The sequence below is a fragment of the Streptomyces sp. NPDC017991 genome (genome assembly GCF_044328075.1).
Lineage (GTDB): Bacteria > Actinomycetota > Actinomycetes > Streptomycetales > Streptomycetaceae > Streptomyces.
This window is the reverse complement of record NZ_JBIRGP010000001.1, coordinates 329,402-349,159: the sequence shown is the minus strand read 5'-3', so window position 1 is coordinate 349,159 and position 19,758 is coordinate 329,402. Positions and strand designations below refer to the sequence as shown.

The following is a 19,758-nucleotide window of genomic DNA, read 5'->3' as shown; positions in this document are numbered from 1 at the left end:
TTCGACCGAGGAGTAGTCATGTCCCCGACCGACACCGGATCGCACCGGGCGATCACCCAGGCCGTCGAGACGATGGAGCTACTGCACAGTGCCGACCTGAGCCCGGACGGCACGCTCGTGGCGTGGTCCTCGTCCCGTATCGAGGGGGACACCGAGCGGCGCGGTCTGCGCCTCACCGAAGTGGCCAAGGGCGCCCCGGCCGCCGCTGCCGCGCCCTCCGCCGCCATGACCGCCGCCGTGGAGTTCGGCGACTCCGACCACACCCCCCTCTTCTCGCCGGACGGCAGCCGGCTGGCGTTCCTCTCCCAGGACGGGCCCGTCACGCGCATCGTCCTCGTCCGTCCCGCCGACGCGCCCGACTTCGAGTTCGAGGTGCTCGTCGACCCTCAGGCGCCGGACCGCTCGGTCTTCGGACAGCCGGCGTGGAGTCCCGACGGCCGCCGTATCGCCTACGCGGCGACGCGGCGGACGCGCGTTGCCGGGGCGCCGTACCGGATCACCCGCGTGATCGGCTGGGTGGACCGGCTCGGCCTCGTGGACGACGTGACCGCGGACATCTTCGTCCACGACCTCGACACGGGGACGCACACCCGGCTCACGGACGACGAGTGGGTCAACAGCCAGCCCACGTGGTTGCCGGCCCCGGGCACCGGTGGGGACGGGGCCGGCCCTTCGTCTTCCTGGCGGATCGCCTACCGTGCGGGTCTCGGGCCCGATCAGTGGCAACAGAGCGTCGCCGCCGTCCGCTCGGTCGCCGCCGACGGGGGCGACGCGACTCCCGTCGAGCACCTGCGCGCGCTCGACATCCTTTCCGTGAGGGGATTGGACGACGGACGGATCGCGGTGACGTCCTCCGGCGCCAAGCCGCACTCGGTGGGGCAGTTGTGGACTCTGCGACCCGCCGACGGTGAGGTCGCGGACCACGCGCCCTGGCGGCGGACCGACCGTGCCGCAGGTCTGGATCTCGATCTCCAGGGTGATGTCCTGGGCGACATAGCCGTTCCGTTCATGGACCCCGACACGAGGCTGCTCCTGCACGGGGGAGACGCCGTGCTGCGCGTACAGGTCGAGGACCGCCTGGAAGTGCACCGCATCGCGCTGGACGGCGGGCCGAAGGCCGATCCGGTGCTGGCCGGCACGGGCTGCTTCTACCCGCTGGCGGTCGCCGGGCAGCGCCTGCTGTACGGCCACGGCACGCTCACCGGTCCGCCCGACCTGTGGCTCCGTGACCTGGATACGGGCGACGACATACGCGTCACCGACACCGCGGCCCACAACCGGTCCTGCGCAGTGCCGTGCACGGTCACCACTTTCCGGGTTCCCATCGGAGGCGGCTCGACGGTCCAGGCCAAACTGCTGCGGCCCGCGAACGCCGTCGGCGCGCTGCCGACCGTCCTGCTCATCCACGGCGGCCCCAGGTCGGCCTACGGCGAGGCCTACGTCACGGACGCCCATGTCCTGGCCGGTGCCGGGTTCGGGGTGCTCATGGTGAACCCCCGCGGCTCGCGCGGCTACGGCACGGACTTCGCCGATGCCATCATCGGCGACTGGGGCAACAAGGACTTCCACGACCTGATGGCCGCGGTGGACTTCGCGGTGGACGAGGGCTGGGCGGATCCGGACCGGCTGGGGGTCTCCGGGCTGTCGTACGGCGGCTACATGTCGAGCTGGATCGTCGGCCACACCCACCGGTTCAAGGCCGCCGTGATCGAGAATCCCCTGACGAACTTCTGGAGCATGTACGGGACCAGCGACGTCGGGCTCAGTTTCCTGCCCGCGGTGCTGGAGGCGCTGCCGCAGACCGACTTCGAGCGCTACCGGCGGCTGTCGCCGATCACCACGGCGCACACCTGCACGACGCCGACGCTGTTGATCCAGGGTGAGGCCGACCACCGGTGCCCGCCCGAGCAGAGCAAGCAGTTCTACTCGGTGCTGCGACGGGCCGGCTGCGTCGCAGAGCTGCTGATGCTGCCGGACGCCTCCCACGAAGGGGCGATCTCGGGGCCTGTGCCGTCCCGGCGAGCGCAGAACGAGGCGCTTGTCGACTGGATGGTGCGGCATGTGCAGGGATGCGATCAGGCCCGGCAGCACGACGCGGACAACTGACGTGCTGGTCCCGAAATCGTCTGACCTTGTGCAAAACCGCAGGTGGACGGCTGGTGTTCACTGGATGTCAGCCCGGTCGGCGCCCGCTTTTTCCAGCCACCTAGACGAGCGACGGAACCCGGCGTAGATTGAGGGCGTCACTTGGTAGATAACTTACGAAACTGCGAGGGAAGTTATGCGCAAGTCGACAGCCGGGACCACCGCGTGCGGTACGGCGCTGATGGCCACCGCCCTCCTCCTGAGTGGATGCAGCGCCGACGGGGCGAACTCGTCCTCGTCCGCAACCGCCTCCTCGCCCGCGAAGCGGGGCGGCTCGCTCGCGATGTCGCTCAGCAGCGCGATCGACACCTGGAACCCCCAGAAGGCGCTGGCGACCCAGAGCTACCGGGTGTTCCCCCAGGTCTACGCCTCGCTCCTGCGCTCCACGCCCGACGGCAAGACCCTTCAGCCGGCCCTGGCCTCGTCCTACAAGGCGGATCCGAAGGCCAAGACGCTGAAGTTCACCCTGAGCCCGGACGCCAAGTTCAGCGACGGCAGACCCGTCACGTCCGCGGACGTCAAGTTCTCGGAAGGCCTGTGGAGCAAGGGAGAGCTGTACGGCAGCTACTTCTCCTCCATCAAGTCCGTGGACACGCCCTCCCCGACCACCGTCGTCTTCCACCTCTCCCAGCCGGACGAGACGCTTCCCGCCGTCCTGTCGACCGCCAACGCCGCGATCTTCCCCGACAAGTACGGCGGCCGGAGCGCCGCCGCGTACTGGAAGAAGCCCGTAGGGGCAGGGCCGTTCGCGATCAGCGGTGAGACCGTGGGACGGTCCATCGCCCTCACCCGCAACCCGCACTACTACCGCTCGGGTCTGCCCTACCTGGACAAGATCGACTACAAGGTAGTCGCCGACGGGGGACAGCAACTCCTGCAGTTCCAGAGCGGTTCCCTGGATGTCGTCAACGGCGTGGAACTCGAATCCGCCGCCCAGTACCCCAAGGACGACATCGTCGGCGCGCCGTCCACCGGCGTCAGCGTCCTCACCATGAACACGAAGTCCGGACCCCTGGCGGACGTCCGCCTCCGGAAGGCGATCGCGCTGGCCATCGACTACCGCAAGCTCGTCCGCGGCGGATACGTCGGCGAGGCGAGCGTGGCCACATCACTGCTGCCGCAACAGGTCCCCGGCGTCACCAAATGCCCCAAGTGCACCTGGTCCACCACCGACGTGAAGGCCGCGAAGAAGCTGGTCGACGCGTCCGACTACGACGGCCGGAACATCGAGCTGATCGTGCCCAGCGACGGCGGACCCGGAAAACTCGCCGCACAGGCCCTGGCCCCGATGCTGGCCGAAGCGGGCATCAAGGCCACCGTCAGCCCGGTCCCCACCAGCTCGCTCATCGACGATCTGGGCAAGGGCTCCTTCCAGCTCGGCATGGTCACCTACAGCGCGCTCGCACCCACCCCGATCGACCCTCTCGGCTTCCTCGGGGCGACCGGCGTCGCGTTCTCCCAGTCCGACCCCGGACCGGCGAACAAGGCCTTGGCCGCAGTGCACGCGGCGAGCGACCGGTCCGAAGTGAGCGCCGCCGTCCAGGACTTCGAAGCGGCCGCCAACGCCGGTCACGCCGTGCTTCCCCTGGCCGTGCCCAACGCACTCGACGCGGTGGCCGACCGGGTGCAGGGCTTCGTCGCGGCGCCCTATCAGGCGTACTGCGCGGATGAGTTGAACATCAGGAGCTGACGACCGTGTCCGGCACTCTCCATGGAAGGGAGGGAAATTCGTGGTAGCGACGAGAACGGTGCTCGCCCGGCTGCTACAGCTGCTGCTGGTCCTGCTCGCGGTCACACTGGTCGTGTTCGTACTGACCCAGATCGCGCCCGGCGACGCGGCCAGGCTGCGCCTCGGACCACGAGCCTCGCCCGAGGCGGTGAGCGAACTGCGCCATCAACTGGGCCTCGACCGCAGCCTCCCGCACCAGTACCTGGACTACGTCACCAGGGTGCTGCACGGCGACTTCGGGACGTCGATCGACGGACAGAGCGTCAGCGACATCATCGGCCAACGCATCGGAGACACACTGTGGCTCCTGCTCGGCACCCTGGTGCTCGCGGTCACGACCTCACTCGTACTCGCCTGGACCGCCGCCTGGTTCAGGGACCGCCCCGTCGACCACGTGATCAGGCTGGGCGTACTCCTGGCCCTGTTCCTGCCGGCGTTCTGGGTCGGCTTCCTGCTGATCAGACTGGTGGCCATCCCCACCGGTTGGTTCCCCGTCGCGGACCTGGGGACGAGCCCGGCGGAACTGCTCCGCTCGCTGGTCCTGCCCTCCGTGACCGGAGCGATCATCCTCACGCCCGTCCTGGTACGGAGCCTGCGGTCCAGCCTGATCGACGTGCTCGACTCCGAGTACATCGCGGTCGCCAGGTCCCTCGGCGTGGGCGGTCGCACCCTGATCGTCCGGCACGTGCTGCGCAACGCACTCGGCCCGGTCCTCACCCTCCTCGCACTCAACGTCGGCTACCTCTTCTTCGGAGTCGTCATCCTGGAAGCCACCTTCAACATCGCCGGCCTGGGCAGCGCCTTGGTGGAGGCGTCCGCCAAACGCGACGTCTACACGGTCCAGGGCATCACGCTGCTGTTCGCCACGGGGGTCGTGCTGGCCAACATCCTCGGCGAGACCGTCGTCTCGCTGCTCGATCCGAGGACCGTGAGCACATGATCGACCTGTCTGTCATCGAGGATGCCGCACCGCACACCGAGCCCTCGCGCCGCCTGCGCCGACGCGGTGACGGCAAGCTGGCCGTCGGGGCGGTCATCGTCGGACTGTTCGTCCTGGCCGCGGTCTTCGCACCGCTCATCACCAGCGGACACCCCGCCGACCAGGACCTGCTGAACCGGCTCGCCCCGCCCTCCCGGGCCCACATCCTCGGCACCGACCAGCTCGGCCGCGACGAATGGACCCGACTGGTCCACGCGATCCGGATCGACCTGCGCGTGGCGGTGCTCGGCTCGCTCATCCCCGCCGTCCTGGGCAGCCTGATCGGCATCGCGGCGGGCCTCGGCAGCAAGTGGCTGGACGCGGCGATCATGCGCACCTCCGACATCGTCGTCTCGCTCCCGCTGTTCATCTTCTTCATCGCCCTGGTCGGCCTGCTCGGCCCCGGCACCGGCTTCCTGTTCCTGGGCCCCGGAGAACTGCCGCTCATCATCGGCTTCACGGTCATCTCCTGGGTCGTGTACGCCCGGCTGCTGCGCAGCGAGGTACGCAGGGTGCGCTCCATGGACTACATCCGGGCCGCGCGACTGGGTGGCCTGCCGCGCCGGCGGGTGATCGCCTGGCACATCGTGCCGAACGCCATCGGCCAGAGCATCGTCTACTTCTTCGTCGATGTCGGGCTGGCCGTCGTCGCGATCTCGACCCTGTCCTTCCTGGGCGTCGGCATCCCTGTGGGAACCCCGGAGTGGGGCTCGATGATCCAGTCGGGCCGCAGCGTCATCCAGACCAACTGGTGGTTGATCGCGGCCCCCGGAGCGGCGATCGCCCTGATCGGCATGGGCCTGGCCCTGATCGGGGACGGCCTGGACGATCGGATCAAGTCATGACTCGTACAGAACGCGTGATCGAGATCGAGAACCTGTCGATCGCCGCGGCACAGGGCGGAGTCACCCTGGTGGACGACGTGTCCCTGCACGTCGACGCCGGTGACTGCCTCGGGATCGTGGGCGAGTCCGGATCCGGCAAGAGCCTCACCCTGCGCTCCGTCCTCGGCCTGCTGCCGCCCACGCTGAAGCAGACCCGGGGGACCACACGGTTCCAGCGCAGGGCGGGCGAGGGACTGCGGTCCGTCGAACCGCGTGAGCTGCGCGGACACGGAGTCTCCATGATCTTCCAGGAGCCCATGAGTTCGCTGAACCCGACCATGCGCATCGGCGATCTGGTCGCCGCCGGCCCCCGGGCCCTGGGCATGTCCCGCCGGGCCGCCGCGGACCGGGCCCTGCAGTTGCTCACCGAAGTCGGTGTGCCGCACCCGGAGCAGCGGGCCAGGGCGTGGCCGCACCAGCTCTCCGGAGGCCAGCGCCAACGAGTGATGATCGCGATGGCGCTCTCGGTGGAACCCTCGCTCCTCCTGTGCGACGAGCCGACGACCGCGCTGGACACCACGGTCCAGGACCAGATCCTGACCCTCGTCGAGCGGCTGCGGACCGAGCGCGGGCTGGCCCTGATCTTCGTCAGCCACGACCTCTCGGTCATCTCCCGCATCGCCGGCCGCACCGCCGTGATGTACGCCGGCCGCATCGTCGAACAGGGGCCCACCCACGCGCTGGTCGACAACCCCAGCCACCCCTACACACGTGCGCTGATCGAGTCGATGCCCCAACTGCACGGCCCGCCGACACGGTTGAAGACCATCAGCGGATCCCCGCCCACCGCCGGCCTGCTGCCCCCCGGCTGCCGCTTCGCCCCTCGCTGCCCCTTCGCCGCGGACGTGTGCCTCGACGTGGACCCACCGCTGCTGGCCATCGGCCCGCACCGAGCCACGGCGTGCGTGCGGCAGACAGTCACGAACGCTGGAGAACAGGCATGAGCGCCCTCGTCGAACTGGACGACATCTCCGTCCACTTCAAGGTCAGGACGCACAGGTCCGTGCCGCCCACGACGCTACGGGCCGTCGACGGCGTCAGCCTCGCCGTCGAACGCTCCCAGTGCCTCGGCGTGGTCGGCGAGTCCGGATGCGGCAAGTCGACACTGGCCGGCGTACTCGTCGGTCTCACGGAGCCGACCGCCGGACTGGTCCGCTACGACGGTCAGGACATGGGAATCCGCAGGTCGAAGGAGCTGCGCCGGCGGATCCAGATGGTCTTCCAGGACCCGGTCGCGTCACTCAACCCCCGCCGTCGGGTCCGTTCCGTACTGGCCGAACTCATCGACTGCCACGACCTCGTGCCGGACGCCGGAATGACCTCCGCGCTGAACTCGCTCATGGAGATGGTGAACCTGCCCCCGCGCGTGCTGGACGCGCGACCGCGTGAATTGTCCGGGGGCCAGCGCCAGCGCGTCGCCATCGCACGGGCCTTGGCGGTCCGGCCCGACGTGCTGGTCGCCGACGAGGCGGTGTCCGCCCTGGACGTGTCCGCCCAGGCCACCGTGGTCAACCTGCTGGCCGATCTGCGCGCCGAACTCGGGCTGACGATCGTCTTCATCTCCCACGACCTCGGCATCATCCGAACGCTCTGCGACCGCGTCGCGGTGATGTACGCGGGCCGGGTGGTGGAGGAGGGGACTGCGGAGAGGATATTCGCCGCGGCGCAGCACCCGTACACGCGGGCTCTGTTGCGGGCCGCGCCCGACCTGCGGCGCCGCGGCACCGAACCGGGTCCGCCGGCGCTGGAGGGCGAACCGTCCGGCGCCCTCGACGTGCTCACGGGCTGTCCGTTCCAGCCCAGGTGCCCGGAGGCCGAGGCCGCCTGCGCGAAGGCCCCGCCGCCCTACGTCCACGACGGATCGCACCGCACCGCCTGCATCCACGCGCCGTCGAGCCACCAGGCACCGGCCGACACCCGGTAACCGCTGCCCACCGGCCCCTTGGCGTCGGCACCCGCACGTCACCGAAAGGCATCACAGTGAGTGTCGAACGTGAACTGCCGTCCGACGAGGCCCATGAGCTGATCAGACTCACCGCCGAGATCGCCGACAAGGAACTCGCCCCGCGCGTGGCCGGGTTCGGCGTGGACACCGGTACGCCCATCCTCAACCCGGGGGAGGCCGCCATCCTCGCCCTGGGGGACGTCCGACGCACCCCGTGGGTGGTCCAGGACCAGGCGGGGGAACGTATCGAGCCGCGTTGGACGGCCCAGCTCGCCCTGTCCTTCGACCACCGGCTCGCCGACGGCCGGCAGGGCTCGCGCCTGCCGGCCGACGTGGCGGACCTGCTGCGGGTGCCGGGGCTCGCCCTGCTGTGACACCGGTGGTCCGCACCCCCGGGAGCCCGGGATGCGGACCACTTCCGCGTCAGCCGCGATAGGTGCGCACGTAGTCGAAGCGGGCCGTCGCCCCGGCCGTGTTGAGCGACACCAGGCCGATCCGCAGCGCCTGCTCGTCCGGCAGGGCCCACACGCCGGTCCATGTCCAGTGCGTGCCGTCGGTGCTGGTGGCGGCCCGTACCTCGTGCTCACCGCCCGCCTTGTCGGCGTGGTACGCCAGCCGCATCCAGGCCGTCCGCGCGGGCGGCCCGCCGAACATCGGGCCGTAGGCCACGGCGGTCGGCGGTGTGGTCGTGGGCCTGGCGCCCTCCTTCGCGAACTCGGTCACGTGGGTGACCTTCCCCGCGGTGTGGCTCAGCGGCAGCACCGCGTGCACCAGCTTGAAGTACCGGTCGTCGCTCCCGTAGAGCACCAGCCCGGCCTGCTGATTGCCCGGACCGTTCGCCAGGTCGAGCTTGGTCTCGACCGTGAAGTCACCGGCGGGCGCGGGACGGGTGAGGACCGACGCGGTGTTGGTGCCGAGGTGGAGTTCGGCGTTCTGGGTCGGCCAGGACAGAACCCCCTCGCCGGTCGTCGCACCCGCGGCCGGCCCTCGGACCCAGCTCCAGTCGGAGGACAGGGTGGCGGAGTCGAACTCGTCGCTGTAGGAGCGCAGTTGAGCACCCGGCCGCGGGTCTGCGACGCGCCGCGTGACCGGCTCGTAGAGCTTCACGGCGCCCACGTTGTCGGCGGCCGCTCCCTCCCCGAGGGCGGCGGTGCCGACCTTCCCGGCCCGCGCGGCAGTCGCCGGTACGGTACGGGTCTGGATGGCGACGGCGTCGCGCAGCCGGTCCGCGCTCACCTCGACGGTGAGGCGGTTGCCGCGCAGCTCGGCGGCCACGTTGCGCCAGGCGTCCCACTGGTAGCCGGCGGGGAGCGCGGTCACCTGTTGCCCGGCGCTGACACCGTTCACCCGGACGTCGGTGACCAGGGCGTTGCGGGACCGGTCCAGCCACGCCACGACATGGTTCGCGGAGTTCTGGTAGGCGAGGACCAGACCGGCCGACCCGCCCGCCGCGGTGACCCGGAGGTCGGCCTCGGCCCGTACCCGGGCCGGGGCGTCGGCGGAAGTGACGAGGAAGGACGGGGCGGTGGTGCTGCCGGAGTGGGTGACGAAGGTGCCGGGGTCCTGCTCGGTGGCCGTTGCCCAGGCCTTCGTACCGGAGCCCTGTGCCTGCCAGCCGCCGAGCGAGCCGTCGTTGAAGGTGCCGCCTGCCCGCCAGGTGGTGACGGGCGCCTCGCTGCCGTCGGAGGAGGGACCCGCGCCGGCCCGGACGACGGGCCAGCCGTCGATCCAGTCGAGTCGGTCGACCAGCATCGGACGCCTGCTGAGGGTGCGGTCGATGCCCGGTACGAGGTCGAGGTCGGGGTCGGCGGCGGGTATCGCGTGGTAGACGAGCCAGTCCTGCCCGGACAGGTCGGTCTGCAGCGCGTTGTGGCCGGGCCCGATCCAGCGGTCGCTCGAACCGACCACGATGCCGCCCTTGCTGACGGGGGACATCAGGTCGACACCCCGGTCGTCGGTGAAGGGCCCGGTCGGACCGGTGGAGCGGCCCACCTTGACCTGGTAGCCGCTGTACGCGCCGTCGCAGCAGCCCGCGTCCGAGTAGAAGAGGTAGTAGTAGCCGTCGCGGCGGACGACGAAACCGCCCTCCATGCGCCGCCCCTGGGCGACCTCGGTGACCGTGCCCTCGATCCGGGTGCGGTCGCCGTTCATGCGCGCCACGCAGATGGTGTCGTAGCTGCCCCAGTACAGGTACGGCTGTCCGCCCACGTCGGTGAACTGCGCCTGGTCGATGTCACCGGTCGCGCAGCCGCTGTCCGCCGGCAGCACGGCACCCGCGTCGGTCCAGGGCCCGGTCGGCGTGGGCGCGGTGGCCACCCCGACGGTGTCCTGGTTCGGCACGGAGTAGAAGAGGTTGTAGTGGCCGTTCGTGTAACGGATGTCGGGCGCCCACAACCGGGAGCCCCCGTGCCAGGCAGGCTGGGTCCGGGGGGTGAACACCTCGCCGGCGTACGTCCAGTGCGTGAGGTCGGAGGACTTCAGGATCGGCAGCATGCGTTCGGCGGTCTGGCCCTGGGTCTGGAAGACGGGGTTCTGTGTGCCGTAGGCGTACCAGTAGCCGTCCTTGCCGCGGATCACCGCCGGATCGGGAAAGGTGTCGACGGTGCCCTCGGTCACCGGGTTGGTGTACGTGGACGCCCGTGCGGTGGCGGTGGCGGCGGTGGCGGTCCCGGTCGGTGGGAGGACAGCGAGCAGGAGGCCGGCGAGTGCGGCGACGGCCTGCCCGGTGCGACTCGCTCTTCGGCTCACGCGGTTCACGCGGTTCACGCGGTTCTCTCGGTTCAATCGGTTCAGTCGGTTCACGGGGGTGAGACCTCACTGCTCGAAGGAGCCTCGAAGGAGCTGAGGGTCGGGTCGTAGTCGGAGGCGCCGATGTCGTACATGGACGTCATCCAGTGGTGGAAGTTGTCGCCGCGCTCCCGGAGCAGGTCGTACAGACGGCGCATCAGGCGCCGCCGCACGGCCTCCAGTTCGGGATCGGGGTAGCGGTTGGTCAGTTCGTGCGGGTCGGTTTCGAGGTCGTACAGCTCGTTGACCGAGTCGGGATTGACGACCAGCTTGTAGCGCGTGTCGCGGAGCATGCGCTGGGGGTACGGGAAGTGGTGGCCGTGGAACTCGGCGAGCAACTCCTCGGGCCACTCCGGGTGTTCGCCGCGCACCAGCGGCAGCAGACTGCGGCTGTCGGTGGCGGGCTCCGGGTCGCAGCCCGCCAGTTCTAGGATGGTCGCCGTGCAGTCGGTGAGGCTGACGAACTCCCTCCGCTCCTGCGGGGGTTGACCCGGCACGCGCACGATTCCGGGGATGCGGTAGATGTCCTCGTACATCGCCGGACCCTTGTCGTGCAGCCGGTGGGCGCCGGTGAACTCGCCGTGGTCGGCCGTGAAGAAGACCGAGGTGTCGTCCTCCAGGCCGAGTTCGTCGAGCCGGGTGAGGATGCGCCCGATCTGCTCGTCGACGAGGGTGACGTAACCCCAGTAGACGGCGATGAGTTTGCGGGTGACTTCGAGCGGCATGGTGTCGAAGGTCCAGTGCGCGCTGTAGTTGCGCTGCACGGGCGGTTTGCCCTCGAAGGTCTCCGCGATCGAGGCGGGCAGTTCGACCAGTTCCGGGTCGTAGAGGTCGTAGTAGGCGTCCGGCAGCAGATAGGGCAGGTGCGGGCCGAAGAAATGGGTGGCCAGGTAGAAGGGGCGGCCGTCGGCTGCGTACTTCTCCAGGAGTTCGATGGCACGGGTCGCGAGGTAGTACTCGAAGGTGGCCTCCACCGGCTGCTGGAGGCGCGCGGCGAGGAGGTTGCCCGGGTTGCCGTTGGGGGTGGTCCCGCGCACCGGATCGGTGATGCGGTACGGGGGCAGGTCCCGTTCCTTGAGATAGGCGAGGTAGTCGGGGTGGTCGACGGGGTTGTGCCAGCCCGGCAGGTCGGGGCCCTCGAAGCCGTAGGAGGCGGCGTTGCGGTGGGTGCCGACGTGCCACTTGCCGACCAGGCCCAGCTGGTAGTCGCGTCGGGCCAGGGCGGCGGGGAAGGTGAAGGCGTCCTCGGCCAGGTCCTCCAGGTAGCCGACGTTGCGCTCGTGGTTGGCGAGCAGCTTGTGCCGGAAGGGGGCCTGGCCGGTGAGCAGGCTGGCCCGGGCCGGTGTGCAGATGGCGGTGGGCGTGTAGAAGCGGTCGAAGCGGGTTCCGGTGGCGGCGAGCCGGTCCAGGTTCGGGGTGGCGACATGCGGGTTGCCGTAACAGCCCAGTGTGTCCACGCGGTGCTGGTCGGTCATCAGGAAGAGGAGGTTCACGCGGCGGCCTTCGTGTAGACGTCGCCCGCGTAGAAGGAGGTCGCGGCCGGTGCCTTCGTGAGCTGACCGGTGCTCACGAAGAAGTCGCTCATGCCGTCCAGCCACTTGCCGACCGTGCCGTCCTTCGTCTTCGCGACGAGTTCGGCGGTCGTCAGTGTCTCGACGTGACTCGCGTCCGCCTTCACCTTGTCCTCCGGCAGCTTCAGGAGAGCGGCGGTGAGCGCGACCGACTCCTCGGGGTGTGCGGCACGCCAGTCGTTGGCCTCCTGGAGCACCTTGACGACCTTCGCCTCGGCGGGACCCTTCTTCCCGCCGGTGACGAACGCCGTGGGGAAGGAACCGCCGATGTCCTTGGTGCTCGCCACCTCGACCAGGTCGGGCACCTTCTGCTTGATGGTGTCGATGAGCGGGTAGTTGATGCCGGCCCCGTCGATCTGCCCGGAGGAGAAGGCCGAGACGATGGTCGGCGCGTCCATCGCGACCTTCTTGATGTCGTCCATCGTCATCCCGGCCTCGCGCAGGGCGAGTTGGAGGATCATCTCGCCGGAGGTGCCTTCCGGCACGCCGACCTTCTTGCCCTTCAGCCCGGCGATCGAGGTGATGCCCGGCTTGGCGATCACGCGGTCGGCATAGGTGAGCGTGTCGATGGCGACCACCCTGGCCTTGCCCGAGGCGGGCAGCCACAGCGCACCGGGACCGATGTAGCCGTAGTCGAGATCCCCACTGCCCAGCGCCTGGATCTGAATGGGCCCATTGACGAACGTCTTGTACGAGGCGGACAGGCCGTGCTTCTTCCACAGGCCCTGGTCGTCGGCGATGGCCAGCAGGCTGGCGCCGTTGTAGTCGGCGATGTACCCAAAGCGGATCTTGGTCGCACCGCCGCTGTCGCCGTCGTCGGAGGAGCAGGCGGACACGGAGAGCGCGAGTGCTGTGGCGGAGAGTGAGGTGAGGAGGGTGCGGCGGGACATGCTCATGGCGCTGAGCCTTTCGTTTCGTTTTCAGCCCGTCCGGCGTCCGGGGACGAGGCGTGGCATTTTCAGCCCGTCCGGCGCTTGAGGACGAGCGCGAAGCGCGACAGGGGGTCCAGGGGCGCAGCCCCAGGTGCGTGACGGGAAGGGGTAGGGGCGGCGGAGGCGAGGAAGTTCGCAGCCGACTGCCGGTCAGGTCACCGGGGTCACCGGAGCCACAGGGGTCCCCGAGGTCGCCGGGCTCGCCGGTTCCTGGTGGTACACGGCGTGCCATACCTCATTGCGGATGCGGGCGAACTCGGGGGACAGCCGCAGCTCCTCGGTCCGCGGATAGGGCAGGTCCACGTCGACGACCCGGTGGACACGTCCCGGCCGGGCGGCCATCACGACGACGCGGCGCGCCAGGTAGACGGCCTCGTCGACGTCGTGGGTGACGAAGAGGACGGTCCGCCGTTCCTGGGTCCAGGTGTCCAGCAACTGGTCCTGCATCTGCACCCGGGTGAGGGCGTCCAGGGCACCGAACGGCTCGTCCATCAAGAGGACTTCGGGATCGACGGCGTAGGCCCGGGCGATCGCGCAGCGCTGCTTCATACCGCCGGACAGCGTCTTGGGCAGCGCGTCGGCGAACTCGGTGAGTCCGACGAGCTCGATGGCGTGGTCGGCCTTGCGGCGCCGCTCGGCGGCGGACAGGGAGGTGAGCTTGAGCCCGAACTCGACGTTGCCGCGCACGGTGAGCCAGGGGAAGAGCGCGTACTGCTGGAAGATGACACCGCGCTCGGGTCCGGGACCTGTCACGACGGATCCGTCGACCAGGACCTGGCCGGTGGTCGGTTCGGCGAGGCCGGCGGCCAGGTTCAGCAGCGTCGACTTGCCGCAGCCCGAGGGGCCCACGACCGTGACGAACTCGCGGTCGGCGATGTCCAGCGACACCTCGCCGAGGGCGGTGAAGTCCCCTTGCTTCAGGGGGAACGTCTTGCCGGCGGCACGGAAGGAGATCTTGGCGGCGGATGAGGCGGATGAGGCGGATGAGGCGGAGGGGCCGGATGGAGTGGTGGAGCCGGATGTGCCGAGCGCACCGGCCGTACTGTTCTCACCGGGCATACCGGGTTCATCGGGCGCCCCGGGCGCGTCAGAGGGCACGCGTGTGGATGTCATCGTCGCTCCTGCCAGGCCGTCAGATGGCGTTCCGCGCGCAGCAGCAGCCGGTCCATCACCAGGCCGATCACTCCGATGCTGATCAGCCCGACGAAGATCGTCGGCAGGTCGTAGTAGGTCTGCGCGTGCATCATCTCGTAGCCGAGGCCCTTGTCCGCGGCGATGAGTTCGGCCGCGACGACCGTGGCCCAGGAGGCCCCGAGTCCGATGCGCATACCGACGAGCAGGAACGGGGTGGCGGCCGGGACGACCACCTTGAGGAAGATCACGCGGTCCCGGGCACCCAGCACACGGGCCGCGTTGACGAGCGTGCTGTCCACGCCGATCACCCCCTGGAACGCGGCGACCACGCTCGACAGGAACGCGGCCAGGAAGATCACGAAGACCTTGGGGGTCTCACCGATGCCCATCGTCACGATGGCGAGCGGAATGATCGCCAGCGGTGGGACGGTCCGGAAGAACTGCACGTACGGTTCGAGCAGACCGCGGGCCAGTGGGTACCAGCCCATGAGGAACCCGACGGGCACGGCGAGCAGGGTGCCCAGGGCGAAACCGAGGAAGACCCGGCGCAGGCTCGCCAGCGCGTCCTCGCCCAAGGTGCCGTCACCCGCCATGTCCAGGGCGCGGGAGCCGACCGACAGCGGGCCCGGCACGTCCACCAGATGGGCCGAGGTGGCTACGGCCCACACGGCGATGCCCAGGGTGAGTGCCGCCAGGTTGAGCACGAACGGGGGCACGGTCCGGGACCGGCGTCGCGGGGCGGACGGGGCGGGCGTCTTGTCGGGGCTCTTGCCGGGGGCGGTGAGCACGGTCATGGCGACCTCGGCGGTACGGGGACGGTCACGGTCACTCCACGGAATTCGGTGTGTGATAGCGGGTGAGCAGGGGGGAGTCGTGCAGGACCAGGGCGATGGCGCCGAGCGCGCCGCCCACCTCGCCGAGCGTGGCCGGCCGCAGATCGATGTCCGGTCGGGAGACCGGCATCAGATGGGCGGACAGGGCGCGTTCGACGGGTCCGAAGAGGGCGGGTCCGGCCTCGGCGAGTTCGCCGCCGAGCACCGTGACGTGCGGGCCGACCGCGTTGCACACGGCAGCGAGGACGGCCCCCACCCGGGTACCGACGTCGTCCAGCACACGGCGTGCGGCCGGGTCCGTGGACAGCGCCGCGAGGAAGCCGTCCAGATCACCGGCGGCGCGATGGGCGTCGAGCACGGCGCCGATCGAGGCCACCGTCTCCAGACAGCCGTCCTTGCCGCACGAACATCGGCGCCCGCCCGGTTCGGCCGTGATGTGGCCGAACTCGCCGGACAGTCCGCGGGCTCCCCGGTGCAGGGCGCCGCCGACGACGAGCCCTCCGCCGACGCCGTGCGACAACCGCAGATAGAGCACGTCCTGGACACCGGCCGCCGCTCCCCAGGTCGCCTCGGCCAGCGCCGCGAGCCGGGTGTTGTTGTCGAGCAGTACGGGCACGCCGAAGCGCTTGCGCAGCAGTATCGGCAGGTCCTCGTGGGGCCGGGGTGCGCCGGCCGCGGGGGAGCCAGGCCCTACGAGGGCGGGGGCAGGGATGCCGGTGGCGGAGGCAGTGCTGGCCGGGGCGTCGGTCGCGGAGGCGTCGTGCACGGGTCCGACCACGCCCACGCCGATCCCGCTGAGCGCCCCGAGACGCAGGGTGCCCCCGGCGAGTCCGCCGACCAGCCGTGCGGCGAGGTCGACACGCTTCTCCCACGTCAGACCCGCGCCGTGCGGGGCGCTCGCCGAACCGATCACCTCGTGGGCGACGTTGACCGCGGCGACGTGCACCGCGCGTCGCGCGAAGTCGATGCCGATGGCCTGGCCCGCGTCCCGGTGGAGGGTCAGCGTCTCGACTGGCCGGCCGCGGCGGCGCTCGGCGGGCGCGGGAGCCGTGGCCACGACGGCACCGCTGTCCACCAGGGCGGACACGATGTCGTACAGGGTCGTACGGGACAGCCCTGTCAGCCGCCCCAACTCGGCCCTGTTGAGCGGGCCGTGGGTGCGCATCTGCCGCAGGACGAGTTCCTCGTGCCCACGGCGCAGCCGTGCCAGGGGACCCTCGTGGTCGTGTGCCATGGGGCACAGGATGCGGACTCGGCTGCTTTTACGTCAACAGTCCGGAAAAAATAAAAGAATCCTGGATCAGGCCTTACATGGCCATGAAACAGCAGGTCAGGGCGGTGCCGAGAGCCGTCGCGCGGGGCGTCACGTTTCATGAGGCTGCAATGTTGCGGTCACCGACCGAGGGCCGGCCGCGCCGGGGCGAGGTCGCTCGAACGGGCCTCTCAGGCGTCCCAGGCGCAGCGGAAGCCGAGGTTGCCCGTGCTGCTGTCGGGAGTGTTGGCCGTACGGGCGGCGACGCGGTAGCGGTTGCAGTACGAGCTGTGGCAGAGGTAGGAGCCACCCCGCATGACGCGGGACGCGCCCTGTGAGGGGCCCTTCGGATCGGTGCGCGGGCGCTCGGAGTGCCGCGTGCCCCACCGGTCGGCGCACCACTCCCACACGTTCCCGGACATGTTGTAGAGCCCGTGGCCGTTGGGCCCGTACGCGTCCACCGGCGCCGTACCCCGGTAGCCGTCCTCGGCTGTGTTCTTGGTCGGGAAGTGCCCCTGCCAGATGTTGCAGCGGTGCTCGCCCGCCGGCGTCAGCTCGTCGCCCCAGGGGTAGCGGCGCTGCACCAGGCCGCCCCGCGCGGCGTACTCCCACTCGGCCTCGGTGGGCAGCCGCGCCCCGGCCCAGCGGCAGTAGGCGGCGGCGTCGTTCCAGGAAAGATGGACCACGGGGTGGTCGCCGCGGTCGGCCACCGAACTGCCCGGCCCTTCCGGGGTCCGCCAGGTCGCGCCCTCGACCCCGCACCACCAGGGCGTCTGCGGCGGCCGGGCCGCGCCGCGCCGCAGGGCGGCGGGCAGGAATCCGGCGAAGACGAACGACCAGCCGAAGCGCTCCGCCTCGGTGAGGTGACCGGTTGCCTCGGCGAACCGGGCGAACCGGTCGTTGGTCACCGCACAGGCGTCGATCCGGAAGGGGGAGAGGACGACCTCGCGCACCGGTCCCTCGCCGTCGTCGGGGAAGCCGTCCGTGTCCCGGGTTCCCATGAGGAAGGAACCGCCGCCCAGCAACACGCTCGCGTCCCGGTCCCGGTCCCGGTTCTGGCCCCGGCTCTGGCTCTGGTTGTGGGGCCGGTTCCGGTCCCGCCCCTCGTCCGTCGCGTGGCCCGCGGTGGCGCGGTCCGCGATGGCGTGATCCGCGGTTGCACGGACCGTCGGACCGAGGGAGAGCCCCGCAGTGCCCCGGTCGACCGAGGGCGCGCAACAGCTCCCGGACTCCGCCTCGTCCACCAGGCCTCCCTCAAGAAGTGATATCTGTCCGAGGCTACGGCACCTCACGGGAACTGATCATTGCGGCCTCCGCCGAGCCCGTGGCCCGGGAAATCCCCTCGGGAAATCACCTCGGACCCCGCGAAGTGGCAGGGGTCCGGACGCTGCCTGATGCTGGGCTGTACAGGCCGCCCGTACGCGCTGTCGAGTCATCTTCTGGCCGTTTGTCGGCAGATGCGCTGGGCAATCGGGACGAAGCGTTTCAGACGGACGATGTGTGCAGGAGGCCCGCGTGAACGCCACGCCCCCCGAAGTGACCGACCCCGTGCGCTCCCCGGAGCGGCGAACGGCTGACCTGTTCGCCCACTTCGTCGAACGCGAGGCCTCCGGAGTGCCCCTGCCGGGCAGGTCGACGGCGCACCGTTTCGCCGTCCTGAGCGCTCTGGGGCGCCGGGACCTGTCCTTGGCGAGGCTCGCGGAAGGACACCTGGACGCGGCGGCGATCCTGCACGAACTGGACGACTCCCTGCCCGCCGAAGGCGAACGGTGGGGAGTGTGGGCCGCGCGCCCGCCCGGCCCCGGGATGCACGCCACGCGCAGCGACCAGGGGTGGCGGATCAGCGGAGTCAAGCCCTACTGCTCAGGTGCCCGCAGCTGTACCCACGCCCTGGTGACCGCGGACGCCGACGACGGCTACCGCCTGTTCGCCGTCGCCCTGGACCACCCGGGCGCACAGCCCGTGGCAGGAACCTGGCCGGCGATCGGCATGGCCGGCAGCGACAGTCTGGACATGTCGTTCACCGACGTGCCCGCGCGAGCCGTCGGCGGGGTGGACGGCTATCTGCTGCGCCCCGGTTTCCAGCACGGGGGAATCGGGGTGGCGGCCTGCTGGCTCGGTGGAGCGCACGCGGTCGCCGCGCCGTTGTACGGGCGGGCGGCGGCGGGGCAGCTGAACGGTCACGCGGCCGCTCACCTCGGAGCGGTCGACATGCTGCTGCACACCGCCGACACCGTGCTGCGCCGGGCGGGCGACGACATCGACGCCGACCCCTTCGACGTACGAGAGGAAGCGCGGGTGCGCAGTCTGCGGGTGCGGGCCCTGGCCGAAAAGGTGTGCACGGAGGTTCTGGAGCACGTCGGACGAGCCACGGGCGCCGGGCCGCTCTGCCGCGACGAACGGCATGCCCGCGCGGTGGCGGACCTGACGGTCTACGTGCGCCAGCACCACGCGGAGGCGAACCTGGCCGAACTGGGCCGCCTGGCCACCACGGACTTCCCAGCCACGACGGCCGTGGACTCCGCGACCACGACGGACTCCGCGACCACCACGGACCCTGCGACCACCACGGCCCCCGCGACCTCCGCGACCGACGCCGCGGAGGCGACGCGATGAGCACGCCCCGGATCGCCGACGAGCTGACCGCCGACGAGCCGACCGCGTACGAGCCGACCGCGGACGACCTGACCGCTGACGAGCCCACCGTCGGCGGGAAGACCGCTGCCGACACGAGGCAGGCAGCCGCCGCGGCGATCGACGCGGAAGGCACCGACGAGGCCGAGTGGCAGGAGGCGCGGCTGCCGGACAGCCTGCCGCGCCTGGCCCTCCCGGCAGGTCCCGTCGTCGTCGTGGCCGCCCACCCCGACGACGAGGTCCTGGGGTTCGGTGGCACGATCGCCGCCCTCGTCCACGCGGGTGTGGAGGTCCACACCGTGTGCCTGAGCGACGGGGAAGCCTCGCACGGCCCCGGTACGCCGTCCACGCGGGCGCGGCTGGCCGCCCGGCGCCGAGGCGAACTGTCCGCAGCGCTGCGAGAGCTGGGCGAGCTGCCCGATCCGGTGTACGCGGGGCTGCCCGACACCGCCCTCGGCGAGCCCGTGCACGAGAACGAAGCACGAGCCGTGATCGGCGGACTCCTGGACGCCGTCGGAGCGGCCCTGTGCGTGGCGCCGTGGGAGGGCGACCTGCACAGTGACCACGAGGCCGCCGGCCGCGCCGCTCGGCGTGCGGGCCGCGACACCTCCACGCCGGTGTGGTCCTACCCGGTGTGGATGTGGCACTGGGCCCGCCCCCACGACCGCCGCGTGCCGTGGCACCGGGCCGCTGTCCTGCCTCTTCCCGAGCCGGTGATCGACCGCAAGAGGGCGGCCCTGGCACGCTTCACCAGCCAGTTGGAGCCGCGGGGCGCGGGCGTCGCGCCGGTGCTGCCGGCGGCGGAGATAGCCCACCACACCCGCACCTTCGAGACGGTGATGCGGTGAACACCCCGGCGGACACCCCCGGCAATACCAGCGCCGACACCTCCGGCAAAACCAGCGCCAACGCTCCCGGCGAAACCAACGCGAA

16 protein-coding genes are annotated in these 19,758 nt (G+C 70.7%); 9 read left to right on the top strand and 7 right to left on the bottom strand.

The window, feature by feature from the left end; translation table 11 throughout:
- The first annotated feature begins 18 nt into the window (after positions 1-18).
- The 7 genes from ACH4DZ_RS01410 (at position 19) to ACH4DZ_RS01380 (ending at position 8,056) form a co-directional block, all read left to right on the top strand.
- A complete protein-coding gene (locus tag ACH4DZ_RS01410) occupies positions 19-2,106 on the top strand; it encodes a prolyl oligopeptidase family serine peptidase (RefSeq protein ID WP_398284827.1) in 2,088 nt (695 codons plus the stop codon).
- Positions 2,107-2,281: 175 nt separating this feature from the next.
- Positions 2,282-3,835 carry an ABC transporter substrate-binding protein gene (locus tag ACH4DZ_RS01405; RefSeq protein WP_398284826.1) on the top strand — a complete coding sequence of 518 codons (1,554 nt, stop codon included), beginning with the start codon at positions 2,282-2,284 and terminating at the stop codon, positions 3,833-3,835.
- Positions 3,836-3,875: 40 nt separating this feature from the next.
- Positions 3,876-4,814, top strand: coding sequence for an ABC transporter permease (locus tag ACH4DZ_RS01400; RefSeq protein ID WP_398284825.1), 939 nt, complete (start codon positions 3,876-3,878; stop codon positions 4,812-4,814).
- A complete protein-coding gene (locus ACH4DZ_RS01395) occupies positions 4,811-5,698 on the top strand; it encodes an ABC transporter permease (RefSeq protein ID WP_398284824.1) in 888 nt (295 codons plus the stop codon). The genes ACH4DZ_RS01400 and ACH4DZ_RS01395 overlap by 4 nt, the downstream gene beginning before the upstream one ends.
- Positions 5,695-6,681: an ABC transporter ATP-binding protein gene (locus ACH4DZ_RS01390; RefSeq protein WP_398284823.1), complete on the top strand. Its 987-nt coding sequence runs from the start codon at positions 5,695-5,697 to the stop codon at positions 6,679-6,681. The genes ACH4DZ_RS01395 and ACH4DZ_RS01390 overlap by 4 nt, the downstream gene beginning before the upstream one ends.
- Entirely contained in the window at positions 6,678-7,661 is a 984-nt protein-coding gene (locus tag ACH4DZ_RS01385) for an oligopeptide/dipeptide ABC transporter ATP-binding protein (protein ID WP_398284822.1), read from the top strand. Before ACH4DZ_RS01390 ends, ACH4DZ_RS01385 begins: the two co-directional genes overlap by 4 nt.
- A gap of 56 nt (positions 7,662-7,717) precedes the next feature.
- Positions 7,718-8,056, top strand: coding sequence for a 2-oxo acid dehydrogenase subunit E2 (locus tag ACH4DZ_RS01380; protein WP_398284821.1), 339 nt, complete (start codon positions 7,718-7,720; stop codon positions 8,054-8,056).
- 49 nt (positions 8,057-8,105) lie between these two features.
- On the opposite strand, the gene ACH4DZ_RS01375 is transcribed toward ACH4DZ_RS01380, so the two are convergent.
- The 7 genes from ACH4DZ_RS01375 to ACH4DZ_RS01345 form a co-directional block, all read right to left on the bottom strand.
- The gene (locus tag ACH4DZ_RS01375) at positions 8,106-10,430 is read right to left on the bottom strand and encodes a family 43 glycosylhydrolase (protein ID WP_398284820.1); all 2,325 of its coding nucleotides are present in this window, start codon (positions 10,428-10,430) and stop codon (positions 8,106-8,108) included.
- Positions 10,431-10,480: 50 nt separating this feature from the next.
- Positions 10,481-11,962: a sulfatase-like hydrolase/transferase gene (locus ACH4DZ_RS01370; protein WP_398284819.1), complete on the bottom strand. Its 1,482-nt coding sequence runs from the start codon at positions 11,960-11,962 to the stop codon at positions 10,481-10,483.
- A complete protein-coding gene (locus tag ACH4DZ_RS01365) occupies positions 11,959-12,936 on the bottom strand; it encodes an aliphatic sulfonate ABC transporter substrate-binding protein (RefSeq protein WP_398284817.1) in 978 nt (325 codons plus the stop codon). Before ACH4DZ_RS01365 ends, ACH4DZ_RS01370 begins: the two co-directional genes overlap by 4 nt.
- A gap of 186 nt (positions 12,937-13,122) precedes the next feature.
- Positions 13,123-14,085, bottom strand: coding sequence for an ABC transporter ATP-binding protein (locus ACH4DZ_RS01360; RefSeq protein WP_398284816.1), 963 nt, complete (start codon positions 14,083-14,085; stop codon positions 13,123-13,125).
- Positions 14,082-14,900: an ABC transporter permease gene (locus ACH4DZ_RS01355; protein ID WP_398284815.1), complete on the bottom strand. Its 819-nt coding sequence runs from the start codon at positions 14,898-14,900 to the stop codon at positions 14,082-14,084. The genes ACH4DZ_RS01360 and ACH4DZ_RS01355 overlap by 4 nt, the downstream gene beginning before the upstream one ends.
- 31 nt (positions 14,901-14,931) lie before the next feature.
- Positions 14,932-16,173, bottom strand: a complete 1,242-nt coding sequence (locus tag ACH4DZ_RS01350; protein WP_398284814.1) for an ROK family protein — start codon at positions 16,171-16,173, stop codon at positions 14,932-14,934.
- A 209-nt stretch (positions 16,174-16,382) separates the two neighbouring features.
- Positions 16,383-17,435, bottom strand: a complete 1,053-nt coding sequence (locus ACH4DZ_RS01345) for a formylglycine-generating enzyme family protein (protein WP_398284813.1) — start codon at positions 17,433-17,435, stop codon at positions 16,383-16,385.
- Positions 17,436-17,706: 271 nt separating this feature from the next.
- Here ACH4DZ_RS01345 and ACH4DZ_RS01340 point away from each other — a divergent pair, with 271 nt between their 5' ends.
- Both ACH4DZ_RS01340 and ACH4DZ_RS01335 read left to right on the top strand, forming a co-directional pair.
- Positions 17,707-18,807 carry an acyl-CoA dehydrogenase gene (locus tag ACH4DZ_RS01340; RefSeq protein WP_398284812.1) on the top strand — a complete coding sequence of 367 codons (1,101 nt, stop codon included), beginning with the start codon at positions 17,707-17,709 and terminating at the stop codon, positions 18,805-18,807.
- Entirely contained in the window at positions 18,804-19,673 is an 870-nt protein-coding gene (locus ACH4DZ_RS01335; RefSeq protein WP_398284811.1) for a PIG-L deacetylase family protein, read from the top strand. Before ACH4DZ_RS01340 ends, ACH4DZ_RS01335 begins: the two co-directional genes overlap by 4 nt.
- The last annotated feature ends 85 nt before the right edge of the window (positions 19,674-19,758 follow it).